Consider the following 13423-nt stretch of genomic DNA (forward strand, 5'->3'; position numbering starts at 1 on the left):
ATGAGGCCATTTTTGAGCAGACATGTGGATAAGTGTGCAGGTCGACCGCTTTGCAAAGGGCTCTCTATCGATTTTTCAAATATTGGTATAGAGAGCCATCTGAAACGCGAAGGGAGCCCTCCATGCCGGTCAGCTTGCGCCAGATCCGCTATTTCGTGGCGACGGCCGAGCATGGCCAGGTTTCGCAGGCCGCGGGCGAACTCGGCATCTCGCAATCGGCCATCACCACCGCCATCAAGGAGGTGGAGCAGATCGTCGGCGTCGAATTGTTCACCCGGTCCACCCAGGGCATGGACATGACACCCGCGGGCCGGCAGTTCCTGTTCCACGCCTATGAGATCCTCAACAAGGTCGAGGAGGCCACCAGCCTTCTCCTGCCCGCCAATGATTTTGCCGGCCGGCTGACCGTTGCGGCCACCTACACGGTCATCGGCTATTTCCTGCCGAACCATCTCGGCCGCCTGCGCCGCGCCTGGCCCAATCTCGACATCCAGCTCTTCGAGCTCAACCGCGAGGCGATCGAGGACGGGCTGCTGGCCAATCGCTACGACATGGCGGTGCTGCTGACCTCCAACGTCATCAATCCCGACCTCACCACCGAGACGCTGATGAGTTCGCGCCGGCGGCTGTGGGTGCCGGCCCGCCACCGGTTGCTGGCACAGGGCGCCGTCAGCCTCAGGGAGATCGCCGAGGAGCCCTATATCATGCTGACCGTGGACGAGGCCGCCCATACGGCGCTGCGCTATTGGAGCCTGTCCTCGTTCCGGCCGAACGTGACGCTGCGAACCTCCTCGGTCGAGGCCGTCCGCTCGCTGGTGGCCGACGGGCAGGGGGTGGCGATCTTGTCGGACATGGTATTGAGGCCCTGGTCCCTGGAAGGCAAGCGCATCGAGACAATCGTGCCGAGCGAGCCGATCCCCTCGATGGATGTCGGCCTGGCCTGGCGGCGAGACGCGGTGTTCACCCCCGCCATGGAAGCCTTCCGCTCCTATTTCCGCCAGGCCTTCTTCCTGCCGCCTCATCGCTAGGCGAGATGGGGCCGCAGGCGGGGAGAGGGCGGGAAGCACGGGCATCGCCCGTCAGTCCTTGCGGGTCAGCAGATAGCTGCCGCTTTCATGGAGGGTCGCAGTCCAGCCGGGCTCGATCACGATGGTGGTGGTGACCTCCTCGATGATGGCGGGCCCGGTGACGGATACCCCCACGCCCAGCTTCGACCCGTCATAGACAGGTGTAGACGTCGCCTCGCCCGTGGCCTGGAAGATCGCTGGCCGGCTGCCTTTGAGGGCAAGGTCCAGGCTGCCGGTTCCCTCCAGCCTGGGAGGCTTTGGTTTCTCGATCAATCCATACAGGGTGGACTCGATATTCACGACCTCGACGGGATTGTGTCGCTCGCAATAGGTGTAGAGCTCCTCGTGGCGGGCGTGGAAGGCATCCTTGACCTTGTCGATCGTGGTTTCGTCGATCCTGAAATTGTCGATGTCGACGGTGCATTCATGCACCTGCCCAACATAGCGCATTTCGAGGCTGCGCTTGATGGCGATGCGCTCGGGGGCAAAGCCGTCCGTCTCCAGATGGCGCACGCCCTGTGCCTCGATCTCGCCAAAGAGCGTGTCGATCTTCTCGCAGGCGCCTTCATTGTCCAGGCGCAGGGGAGCTGTGGCCATATAATTGTATTTGACGTCCGAGATGATCTGCCCGAAGGCGCACAGGCCCGAGGCGAGCTTGGGCAGGATGATCGTATCGATGCCCATCTCGCGCGCCAGAGCGGTGATATGGGCGGCGGTGGCCCCGCCGGCCCCGACGAGGACGAAGTCGCGCGGATCGTAGCCGCGCTCGACCGAGACGCGCCGGATACCGTTGACCATGCCGCTGTTTACGATCGTGAACATGCCATAAGCGGCCTGTTCGATACTGATGCCGAGCGGCCCGGCGATCTTGGCGATGGCGCCGCGGGCCTTGGCGACGTCGAGAGGCAGCTTGCCGCCGAGCAGGCCCTCGGGATTGAGATAGCCGAGCACGAGATTGGCGTCGGAGGTCGTCGGGTCCGTTCCCCCGCGCCCGTAGCAGGCGGGGCCTGGTTCCGAACCGGCCGATTGCGGACCGACCTGCAGCAAGCCCAGGCTGTCGATCCAGCCGATCGAACCGCCGCCGGCACCGAGTGTCTCGACCTGGATCATGGGGACGCCCACGCGGTAGCGCAGGAAGTCGACGTTCTTGTTCAGATTGGTCTGGCCGTTGCGGGTGAGCGTGATGTCGAAGGAGGTGCCGCCCATGTCGACGGTGATGACATTCTCCTTGCCGAAGGGGGCACCGACATAGAGACCGGCCTGCGGGGCGGAGGCCGGGCCGGAATTGATGGCGTAGACGGAGCGGTCGGTCATCACCTGGCCGACGGCGAGGCCACCATTGGACTGGAAATAGCGCACCGGCTGCTTGGCGCCGAGGTCGCGGAAATAGCGGTCGACAGCCGTCACGTAGCGCCGCATCACCGGGGCCAGATAGGCATTGGTCACCGCGGTTGAGGTGCGGGTATATTCGCGGATCTGAGGGTAGAGCTCGCTGCCGACGGTGAGGATCGCCTCGGGCATCATCTCCCGCACGATCTCGGCGGCGCGGCGCTCATGGCCGGGATTGAGCACGGACCACACGAAGGAGATCGCGACCGTCTCCACCTTTTCCTCGAGGAACAGGCGGCAGGCCTGGCGCACGTCCTCTTCCTGCATCGGGGTCCGCACCGAGCCATCCGACAGGACGCGTTCGCGCACGCCCCGCCGGAGATAGCGTGGCACCAGCATTGTGGCCGCGGGATATTCCGGATCATAGCGATAGCCGTCTTCCTTGTGACCGTTGCGGATCTCGATGGAATCCTCGTGGCCTGCCGTGCAGATCAGACCGGTCTTGCCGCCCCGATGGGTGATCAGCGCGTTGAGGCCGACCGTGGTGCCGTTGATGCACAGGTCACAATCGGACACGATGGCCGAGGGGGTCGTGCCGAGACTCTCGGCGATCTGCTTGAGGCCGTTCTCGATCGCCTTGGTCGGATCGGAGGGCGTTGAGAGCGCCTTGAAGAGTTTGACATCGCCGCTCGCACGGTTGGCGATGACGAAATCGGTGAAGGTGCCGCCGGCGTCGATGCCGAGACGAAAAGCATGTTCCATGATCGTTTCTTTCAAGCCGCCCGGAGCCGGCGGGTTTCGGCGAGGTCGACTTCGAGCGTCTCGGCATCCTTGATCGCCACGCCGTAGTCGGCGCGGGCGCCCTCGACGGAGACGAGGCCGTTGCGTACGTCCCACACCACTTTCTCGATGGGGCGCTCGAAGGCGTTGCCATAGCCGCCGCCGCCGGGGTTGAGGTTGGTGATGGTCTGACCGGGCTTGATGGTCTCGATGATGTTCTTGCGCTCGACCGTGACCTCGCCCCCGCGCCGGAGTTCGACCCGGCCGACCTTTTTGTCGATGAGAGCGGATTTGGCGCCGGCCGCGCCCATGGCGGGAATGCGCCGCCCCTCGCCGAAGCCGATGCACAGCATGTCGCCTGTCAGAGGCTCGACCTCCCAGGCCGTGCCCGAACCGCCGCGGAATTTTCCGGCCCCGCCGGAATCGGTCATCAGCGCATAACGGTGAATGATGATGGGATAGGAATATTCGAGAAGTTCGACATCGCCCGAAGTGAGGGCGCCGAAGCAGCATTCCGGGCCGACGGCATGCCAGCCGTCCTGCTGGGGCGTGGCGCCGCCGCCGGAGATGATGGTGGCGAGCACCATGGTGACGAACTCCTCGCCGGTACGGCCGTCCTTGCCGGCGATGTTGAGCCCGTTGGCATGGCCCCAGGAGGCCGCGACCTTGGAGGGCATTGCCTTCTCGAAGGCGAGACGCACGGCATCGGTCAGCGTCTCCATCGGCGTGGTGGTGCAGTTCATGTGGGGGGCGGGCTCCTGCGCGTTGCACAGCGTGCCCTTGGGACCGAAATCGACGCTCACGCAGCGATAGAGGCCCTCATTGTAGGGCGGCGGCAGGGCGGCGAACATCATCAGGCCGAGATAGACGCCCGAATGGGAATTGCCCTCGTAGGAATTGATGAAATAGGGCACCTGCGGCGGGCTGGAGATGGCGATGTGGCAGGCATCGCCGGTGATGGTCACCTTGGCGGCGATCTCGAAATCGCCGAAACCGTGTCCGGCATCTTCCAGGATGGCCTTGCCCTCATAGGTGCCGTCGGGAACGCTCGCGATCAGCGAGCGCATATGCCGGTCGGCCATGTCGAGCAGCGTGTCGATGCAGGCATCGACGGTAGACTTGCCATATTTGTCGAGGAGGGCGATGAGGCGCCGTTCTCCCACTTGGCAGGCGCCGATCAGGGCGCGGAAATCGCCTTCCTGGTCGCGCCGGGCCCGCATGTTGGAGAAGATCAGGTTGAGCACGTCCTCGCGCGGTTTGCCGCGATCCCAGATCTTCACCGGCGGGATGCGCAGGCATTCGGCGTAGATCTCGGTGGCGTTGGGGTTGTAGCCGGCCGGAACCGGGCCGCCGATATCCGTGAGATGACCCTTGCACACGGTCCAGTAGACCAGCTCGCCCCGATAGAACACCGGCTTGTACATGCAGGTGTCGATGGCGTGGCTGCCGCCGAAGGCCGGATCGTTGTGCAGGAAGAGATCGCCCTCATGGATGTCGTCGCCGAAGAATTTGGCGACGGCTTTCATGGCCGGGATCAACGAGCCGAGATGGATGGGAATGTCCTGGCCCTGCAGGATCATCTCCGGGCGGGCGTTGAAGAGCGCCGTGGAATAGTCATGCGCCAGGTTGAAGACGGAGGAGCGCGCCGTCTTTTCCAGGGCCAGCGTCATCTCGCGCTGGGTGGTCTCCAGGACCCCGCGCACCACCGACAGCGTGATCGGATCAACTTTTGCTCGCTCTGTCGACATTCATCCTCCCTGGCCGGCCGCGGGCGGTGCGGAAAACGAGCTCGTTCTCCGTATGATCCCCTGCAGCGGCGTCTGCGCACCGTCATTTCGTCAGCCAATCAGGTTTGGCGGCGGCCGTCTTTGCAGGGAGAGAGCAATGGTTTGACGCTGAGTGCACAATCGGCCAGACGAAGGGACCAGGCGATTGCCATCCTCGTCTGCCGCGCCTAGTCTCGACAGCCGTTCTGTGGAGCTGTCATGAAGACGTCCGTCACCACGAGCGCGACCCGTACGATGGATCGGAGCCGGCACTGGCACCAGGCCATTGCCGGAGCCTATTTCCCGCTCGACCTGACGTTCCGCCACCCCGATCATTTCTTCGGCGACCTCACCATCTGGCAGTTCGGCGACGTGTCGATCTCCCGGCTGTCGTCGGACGGGTTGCAATATCTGCGCCTGCCGCATCATTTTCGCAGGGCCCGCAAGGAAGAGTTCCTGGTGACCGTGCCGACCCGCTCCGAGGTCTATTTCTCCCAATGCGGCAGCGAGGTGCGCTGTTCGCCCGGCGGGTTCTTCCTAGAGCGCAGCCACGAGCCCTATGAGTTCAGCCATGCCGACCCCGCCGATCTCTGGGTGCTGAAGGTGGCATCTCAGCCGCTGTCGGAGCGCATCCGCAGTCCGGACAGATTGTGCTCGCTGCAATTCGACGCGGCCAACGGCGCCGGCGGCCTCTTCGCCGACATGCTGCATCTCCTGCCCCAGCGCTTCGAGGCGCTGGACGAGGAGGCCCGCAATGCGGTGGGGCGCCAGCTCATCGACCTGCTGGTGCTGGCGGTCAAGGCGGACGAGCGCGTCCTGACATCCGGCAGCTCGACGGTGCGCGAGGCTCATCTCGCCCGGATCGAGGCCTATGTTCGAGGCCATCTCAACGACTGGCGCCTCGACCCCGAGATGATTGCGCGGGCCTGCGGGGTTTCCATCCGTTATCTGCACGACCTGTTCCGCGACACCGACCAGACGGTGGCGGGCTGGATCCGGGATCAGAGGCTGGCGGCCTGCCGTACCGCGCTCGAAAATCCCGCCAACACCCAGACCGCAGCCGAGATCGCCTATCAATGGGGCTTCACCGACCAGGCCCAGTTCTCACGGAGCTTCAGGGCGCGTTTCGGCCTGCCGCCCGGCGAATATCGCCGCTTGAACCGCCGCATGGGCAGGTCAGAGGCGCCGCCGGACATATCCGGCACCGCTTAGGAAGCGTCGAAGAATAAGTACATCGCTTTCAGGCTGTCATCCCCGGCGAGCGAAGCCGAGGGAAGGGGATGACAGTACACTTATCTATCGACGGTTCCTTGGCCGGCAGCCTCCATCCGATTTCTGCCCCCTTGCTGGTTTATAAGGGTGTCTACGCCTGTTCTTCACGCGTTGAACACAGGAGGCCGCCGTGCCGATCAACCGGACTTTGGCGGATGGCTTGGTTTTCGTTTTCCTGGCGTCCGCGACCGCCCCGCTCCTGGACCAGCCGAGCGATGCAGAGGCAACTGCTGCCATGCGGGCGATACCCGCGCTGGCCGCCAAGCAGGAACAGACTGCCCATATCAACTCCTGCGTGCCGGCCGTCGGTCGCCCGGGCGTGACGTGTACGGCCATGGTGAAGGATACGCCGCAGGCGAGAGCGAACCAGGTGCGGGTCTATTTCGCCCGTGGCCCGGACAGCGCCTGGGTCGCCGAGATCATGCACTGATACCGGATTTAGGCGCGCCTAGGGCGTTTGCCTGGGGCGCGGGCATCACTGCAATTGCGCTGATGTTTCCGCCAAATTCCAATTGCAGGGCTAAGCGGAAAGGCTTGCCTGCTGCCGGCTCGTCGGCGGCAGCGGGCAGAGGCTGCCGCAATCCTCCACGCCTGGAAGGAGATAGCGCAGGCAGCAGACTTTCCGCCGCCGCACGGGCTGCCCTTGTTCCAGGGGATAGCTTATCGCGCCACAGATCGGATTGGGGCGGCCGTTCTCGCCGCTGCGCCGCTGCAGCAAGGCGCGGCCTTCCTCCAGGGCGGCCGGGCAGGGGCCACCCATCTCCAGGACCTGGTGCAGCGTCCACTCGAAGATGGCCGCCGCATTGGTCCATAGCAGGCGCTTGGACACGTCAAATCGCCCGGCGAAGCTACGGATCAGCGGTTCGACATGCCCCTCGAAAAGGCGCGAGAAGCGTTCGCTCGCATTGCTGCAATGCGGCCTGCCGTCATCCGGAATGACCAGCGCGGCCGTGCGCCCGCTTTCATGCGGAATGATACTGATCGCATCGAGATCCACCGGCAGGTCCCGGTCGAGCAGCAAGATTGCGGCGGTCGCTGGGATGACCAGTGCCCCGAAATGCCACTGGGTCCACATCGAGACGAGGGCATGACGGTCGGCGCCTGGATAGGTGCCGGCAAACCGCGACATCAGCTCTTCCGCCACGCCTTTTTCGAGCAGGCTGTGGCCGGCAATGGCCCCGTCATGCGTGCCCGGCAGCACCAAGGCTTCCCCGTACCAATGGAGGTTTCCGGCAAAGCAGGGCGCGAGGGATGCGATCATCGGCCGGATGGAACGCCGGCGAGCGCCTCCCTCTGGACCTTGCGAGCATCGGACCGTACGGCGACACGGTGGCTGAGGATCGCGGCGATCGGCGCGGCTGCCAGGGCGAGGAGCGCTGCCAGGCCGAAATAGAGTCCATAGCCCCAGTGCTGGGCAATCCAGCCCGCGCCCATACCGCCGGCCATGCTCACCAGTGCGTCCATGCACTGCAGCAGCGTGAAGTCGATGCCGGCCTGGCGAGGATCGGAAACCGCCATGAACTGGGCATAGAGCGCGACGAAGCCCAGAGCCATGATGCCGGACGAGCTTGCCAAGGCGAGGATGAGCAGGAGAGGTTGGCCGACCCCACCCTTCCAGGCAGCATAGGCCAGGCCCGACAGCGCCACTGCCTGCAGCATGAGGGCCAGCGCCAACACGGTCCGCGCACCGCACAGCCGTACCAAGGCACCACCGATCAGGGCACAGACGAAGCCGACAGCCATGCCGCCGACGCCGTTGACGATGCCGAGCGAGGTGAGGTCGAGGCCGCTGTCGATCAGGAACGGGCCCAGCATGCTCACGCCCCATTTTTGCGCAATGACGTTGACGGCGGCCAGTGCCAGGCCGAGATGCATGTCCCTGCGCTGCAGGGCCTGGCGCAGGGAAGGCCGATGGTCACGCCCGGGGGAGGGCGGTGCCGGCGAGACCACGAAGAGCAGGCCGAGCCCGATCAGCAGGGCCGCCATGGCGAAGCAGGCGACGCCCCAGCCATATTGGGCAACCAGCACCAGGAAGAGGCCGGACCCGATTGCCGACCCCAGATAGGCGCCCCCGACCTGCGCCGCATTGCCCCAGCCATGATAGCGCTCCGACAGAGTCTCCACCGCATGCCCGTCGCAGGCGATGTCGCTGGTGGAGGTGGCGAAGGCGATCAGCAGCAGCACGATGAGCAAAGGCATGAAGGCGGATGGCCCGATCAGCCCCGCCGACATGAGGCCGGCGGCCGAAATCAACCCACCGAGCAGGACGATCGAGCGGGAGCGGCTATGACCGGTGGCCGGCAAACGGTAGCGCTCCACGGCCGGAGCCCAGAGGAATTTGAAGGCCCAGGGCAGCACCGCAAGATAGAGCAGGCCGATCTGGTCGAGCGGCAGATTGCGCTCCCGCAACACGCTCGGCAGGGCGATGAAGGTCAGCCCGCCAATGATGCTCTGGCCGACATAGAGGCCGCCGACACCGAGCACGATGGCGAGCGGAGAAGACAGCGCGCGCCTTGTCGGCGTACCGGGTTCGAGGCGGCTCACCAGCGGTAGCGCAGGCTGGCGATGACCTTGCGTCCCTCGTCGAAATAGCAATAGCCGACCGTGCAGGTCTGCTTCACCTCGTTGAGAAGATTGGTGGCGCTGACCTGCATGCGCATGCCTGCCAGCTTCGGGTTGAGATTTTCGAGATCGTAGCGGATCGAGGCATCGACGAAGGTGCGCGGCTTGTTGTCGAGCACCGAGCGATTGAGGTTGTCGCCCAGGCTCGAGCCGACATAGCGCACCCCGCCACCGATGCCCAGGCCCGTGGCCGGCCCCTCCTGGAAGGCATAGTCGAGCCAGAGAGAGGCCATGTGATAGGGCACGCTCGACAGCCGGTTACCCTCGGTATCCGGGGTGAGCTTGAGGATGCGGGCGTCGTTGTAGGAATAGGACGCCTGGACGCTGAGCCCGTTGGTCAGCGAGGCGACGCCCTCGATCTCGACGCCGCGCGAGCGCACGTCGAGCTGTACCTGCTTGTTGAGGCCGTCGACGACCTCGTAGACCACCGCATTGTTCTGGCGCATGTCGAAGACGGCGGCCCGCAGCGAGGCGTTCATATTGGGAATGTCGTATTTGACGCCGATCTCCGTCTGTTCGCCGGTCGTGGGCACGGCAACGCTGCCATTGAGCACGGTGCCCGGATTGGGCGTGAAGGAGGTGCCGTAGGCGACATACGGGGCAACACCGAAATCGGTGACATAGCTCAAGGCGGCCCGCCCGGTGAATTTGGTGTCGCGGCTCTTGCTTTGCGTCACGCCGCTGCCAAGCGTGCCCTTGCTGAAGCGGCCATAGAGCCAATCGTGCCGGCCACCGAGGGTCAGGCGCCAATTCTGCCATTTGACCTGGTCCTGGACATAAATGCCGGTCATCGCCAGCGTCTGCTTGGACTGGGTGGTGAGTGGCGGATCGACCCCGAGCGGCACGCCGCCATACCCTTCCGCGGAACGGTAGTGCAGATAGCTGGTGTCCAAGCCCGTCAGCAGCGTGTGTTCGACCGGCCCGGTGGTGAAGTGGCTCTCCAGGCTGGTATCGCTGACGAAGCCGGCGGTGCTTTCGCGGGTCAGGCCGGGACCGAAATAATAATATTCCTGGTTGGTGCCGAGCTGCGAATAGCGCGCATTCTGCCGCAGGATCAGGTCATCGCTGAATTTATGCTCGAACTCGTAGCCGATGCGCCCCTGCTGCTGGCGAAAGTCATTGTAGCGGCGATCCCCGGCGAACACTTTGACGGCACCGATCGATTTGTCGGTGACGTTGCCCTGGCTGTCGACATAGGGGGCATATCGGTTGAGATAGACCTGGGTGCCGCCGACGGTGGAATCCATGTACTCACCCAACAGGGTGAGCTTGGTCTTGTCGTTCGGCTTCCAGGTTATGGCCGGCGCGATGAACACGCGGTCGTCCCTGCCGGCGCTCAGTTCGGCCCTGGCGTCGCGTACGACGCCGGTCAATCGATAGAACAGCGTCTGGTCGGCATTAAGCGGACCCGAAAAGTCGAAATTGCCCTGGAGCCGGCCGAAGGAGCCGGTCTGGAGTTCGACCTCGCGGAAAGGCGTTTCGGTCGGGCGCTTGGAGATGATGTCGACGATGCCGCCAGTACTGCTGGCACCGTAAATGGAAGCGGCCGGGCCGCGCAGGATGGAAATCGCCTCCACCCCGTAAGGTTCGAGCCTGAACAGGCCGTTCGGGCTGTTGAGCTGCCTGAGCCCGTCGCGGAACACGCCGGTATTGGTCATGTCGATGCCGCGGATCATGAACCCGTCATAGCGGGAGTCGAAGCCATACATGCCCACGACGGCGCCAGGGGTGTAGGCGATCGCCTCGAGCAGGTTCTGCGGCTTGCGTTCTTCGAGCTGGGGCTGCGTCACAGTGGAGACGGACTGCGGCACCTCCAGCAGAGGGGTATCGGTCTTGGTAGCACTCCGGCCGGAGGTCGCGACATAGCCGGTGGTAGCGATCACGCCCGGGACTCCACCGTGGTTCTTGCCCTCGACGACCACCGGATCGAGTTCGATCGGTGCGGCGCCATTGGATTGCGCATGGGCGGCGCCAGACGTCAGAACAAGCGGTGCGGATGCCAGAAGGGCAAATTTGAGATTCACGAGCCGAGAGCTTTCTTTAGAAAAAGTCCGCCCCGCCTAACAATATATGTTGATAGAAGTCAACGAGCGCATATTTTAATTATTCTAATTTAAACTTATAGAAACAAAGCTCCAGATTTACAGAAATCAATATATAAATATTCTTTCAAATATACAATCAAATATGCACTTAAAATTCTTTAATACACGGCGCGGGGAGGTATGTATCAACTTTGAATTCGTGTTGCTGAAGAGAGAAACTGAATTACCTGCTCCGTGGGTCTCGCACGGCTTCGATACGGTCGGAAACCAAGCTCACGCCAAGTCGTCTTGATGGCGCCTCCTTCTCGGAGCACAGCGGCGCTGTGCTCCTGGCGCGGCCAGTTATCACACGGCCCTGAAAGGGGTCTTTGCCGGATCTGCCCGCGGGCGTCATACCTGCGTGAAGCATCTTCTGCCGCAAAAGCGTATTTCCGAAGTAAGTCCTTCATTATGAAGAGATTAATGTTTGGCAGGCATATCTTGCTGCATATGCGCAGCAGGAACGAACGGGGAGTCCAGTCAAAGGTGAGAGACGGCGATCTTCGTCCCGCCCCGTTGCTTGCCGGAGCCGATGATCGCGGGAACGAGCCCGGAAACTCGTCGATCCGAGTGGGCATGTCGCGAAGACATCGTTCGGCTGAGGGGATGAGCCATGGATGGCATCGGCGTCGGCGTCCGCTGGTCGGGCACACTTGCCTTTAAGGAATCTGACCTTATTTATCGTGGATTTCGATGTAGCTTTTCCTACGGATTTCGTCGTACGGTCGTGCCATATTACCATGCTCGACGTGCTGATCGTTGCAAGACTGAAATGACGCGGCAGTTTCCATGAAGCAAGTAACTATTCGTGCACGTATAATGCTGAGTTTCGGCATTATCCTTCTGGTTGTTTTGGCGATCGGAGTGTTTGCCTATTGGCAACTCAAGTCGATCGAAGACCATGTCACCAGCCTCAAGTCCGACTCCGTCGCGGGGCTGCGAGAAGCCGCCGTCATCAAGGATCGACTCTTTGAAGATTATCTTGTTTTCGTCATGTCGCGTGAGGCCACGGCCAAACCCTTGACGGAGGATCGGCTTGCCGATGACCGGGCTAAGCTGATCGCGCTTTTCAAGGGGTATGAGGATACGATCGTAGCGGATGCCGATCGGCAGCTCTTTTCGCGTTTCAAGGATTCGGTTGCCTCCTACCAGAATTCGAAGGAAGCCTTTCTCAAGCAAGCGGCTGCACGCAACGGGGGGGCTGCCAACGGCGAGGTGACGACATCTGCCGCTTCGGACGTCGATGCAGCGTTCAGGGCGGCCTACAAGAATCTTGCCGAGGTAATCGCGTTCAACCAGCAGCGCGCCTTCGCGTTGCCTGACATCGTCGGCAACGAGATCCTGTCGCTGCTGAGCGCCATGATCGCGGCATTTGCATTTGCACTGGTGGTTGCCGCCGTCGCAGGTTTTTCGCTGCTAAACGCCATCACCAAGCCTTTGCTGCAGTTGAAGACATTGATGGACACCATGCGCAAGGGTGACTTCACCCAGCGCATGCAGATCATCCGCCAGGATGAGTTGGGCGATCTCGGCGAAGGCTATAACCGCATGGCCGACGAAGTGATGGAACTCGTGGGCCAGGTCCAGCGCTCGGGTATCCGTGTCAGCACATCGATGACCGAGATTGCGGCGACGTCCAAACAGCAGCAGGCGACGGCCTCGGAGGTCGCCGCGACCACCACGGAGATCGGTGCGACCTCGCGCGAGATTGCCGCAACCTCCAGGGAACTGGTCAGGACCATGTCCGACGTCGTGACGGTGTCCGAGCATACCGCCAGTCTCGCGTCCGGCGGCAAGGTCGAGCTGGCTCATATGGAGGACACGATGAACCAGGTGATGGGTGCCGCCAGCTCCATCACCGCCAAGCTCGCCGTGCTGAACGAAAAGGCCAGCGACATCAACCAGGTGGTCACCGCGATCACCAAGGTTGCCGACCAGACCAATCTGTTGTCGCTCAACGCCGCGATCGAAGCGGAGAAGGCCGGTGAGTACGGGCGTGGTTTTGCCGTGGTGTCCTCCGAAATTCGCCGTTTGGCCGACCAGACCGCCGTCGCCACCTACGACATCGAGCAGATGGTCAAGGAGATCCAGTCGGCCGTGTCGGCCAGCGTCATGGGCATGGACAAGTTCTCCGAGGAAGTGCGGCGCGGCCTCCATGACGTGCATGAAATCGGAGCCAAGCTTTCCGAGATCATCACACAGGTGCAGGCGCTTGCGCCGCGTTATGAATCCGTCAGCGACGGCATGCAGGCGCAGGCCACGGGAGCCGAGCAGATCAGCGAGGCGCTCTTGCAGTTGACCGAGGCGACGCAGCAGACGGTGGAATCCCTGCGCCAGTCCAGTTCCGCGATCGATGAACTCAACCACGTCGCGAGCAATTTGAGCGGGAGCATCGCACGCTTCAAACTGGAGATGGCCTGACGCGTTCACGTCTGCGATGGGACGGGATTGCCCTGAATCGCAAAGGCGCGTGGAAACAGAAGCTGGCGTTGCAGCGTCTTTC

The 13423-nt window shown here is 62.9% G+C and carries 9 protein-coding genes; 4 read left to right on the forward strand and 5 right to left on the reverse strand.

Annotated features, from left to right (window positions below; genetic code table 11):
• Positions 1-122: 122 nt before the first annotated feature.
• A complete protein-coding gene (locus tag J8I29_RS13325) occupies positions 123-1028 on the forward strand; it encodes a LysR family transcriptional regulator (protein ID WP_209432012.1) in 906 nt (301 codons plus the stop codon).
• A 51-nt stretch (positions 1029-1079) separates the two neighbouring features.
• Here J8I29_RS13325 and J8I29_RS13330 read toward each other — a convergent pair whose 3' ends face one another.
• Together J8I29_RS13330 and J8I29_RS13335 are read right to left on the reverse strand one after the other, a co-directional pair.
• Entirely contained in the window at positions 1080-3158 is a 2079-nt protein-coding gene (locus J8I29_RS13330) for a hydantoinase/oxoprolinase family protein (RefSeq protein WP_245196965.1), read from the reverse strand.
• An 11-nt stretch (positions 3159-3169) separates the two neighbouring features.
• Positions 3170-4924: a hydantoinase B/oxoprolinase family protein gene (locus J8I29_RS13335; RefSeq protein ID WP_209432013.1), complete on the reverse strand. Its 1755-nt coding sequence runs from the start codon at positions 4922-4924 to the stop codon at positions 3170-3172.
• A 237-nt stretch (positions 4925-5161) separates the two neighbouring features.
• Here J8I29_RS13335 and J8I29_RS13340 point away from each other — a divergent pair, with 237 nt between their 5' ends.
• Positions 5162-6154 carry a helix-turn-helix domain-containing protein gene (locus J8I29_RS13340; RefSeq protein ID WP_209432014.1) on the forward strand — a complete coding sequence of 331 codons (993 nt, stop codon included), beginning with the start codon at positions 5162-5164 and terminating at the stop codon, positions 6152-6154.
• 190 nt (positions 6155-6344) lie between these two features.
• Positions 6345-6644, forward strand: coding sequence for a hypothetical protein (locus J8I29_RS13345; RefSeq protein ID WP_209432015.1), 300 nt, complete (start codon positions 6345-6347; stop codon positions 6642-6644).
• A gap of 90 nt (positions 6645-6734) precedes the next feature.
• Here J8I29_RS13345 and fhuF read toward each other — a convergent pair whose 3' ends face one another.
• From fhuF to J8I29_RS13360, 3 genes are read right to left on the reverse strand one after another with little or no spacing between them, the layout of a single operon-like run.
• Positions 6735-7475 carry a siderophore-iron reductase FhuF gene (fhuF, locus tag J8I29_RS13350; RefSeq protein ID WP_209432016.1) on the reverse strand — a complete coding sequence of 247 codons (741 nt, stop codon included), beginning with the start codon at positions 7473-7475 and terminating at the stop codon, positions 6735-6737.
• Positions 7472-8758: an MFS transporter gene (locus J8I29_RS13355; protein ID WP_348536013.1), complete on the reverse strand. Its 1287-nt coding sequence runs from the start codon at positions 8756-8758 to the stop codon at positions 7472-7474. Before J8I29_RS13355 ends, fhuF begins: the two co-directional genes overlap by 4 nt.
• Positions 8755-10860 (reverse strand): TonB-dependent siderophore receptor, encoded by a 2106-nt coding sequence (locus tag J8I29_RS13360; protein WP_105860422.1) that lies wholly within the window; start codon positions 10858-10860, stop codon positions 8755-8757. The genes J8I29_RS13355 and J8I29_RS13360 overlap by 4 nt, the downstream gene beginning before the upstream one ends.
• Positions 10861-11709: 849 nt before the next feature.
• On the opposite strand from J8I29_RS13360, the gene J8I29_RS13365 reads away from it, so the two are divergent.
• Positions 11710-13341, forward strand: coding sequence for a methyl-accepting chemotaxis protein (locus J8I29_RS13365; protein ID WP_209432017.1), 1632 nt, complete (start codon positions 11710-11712; stop codon positions 13339-13341).
• Positions 13342-13423 lie beyond the last annotated feature (82 nt).

The sequence above is a fragment of the Labrys sp. LIt4 genome (assembly GCF_017813775.1).
Lineage (GTDB): Bacteria > Pseudomonadota > Alphaproteobacteria > Rhizobiales > Labraceae > Labrys > Labrys okinawensis_A.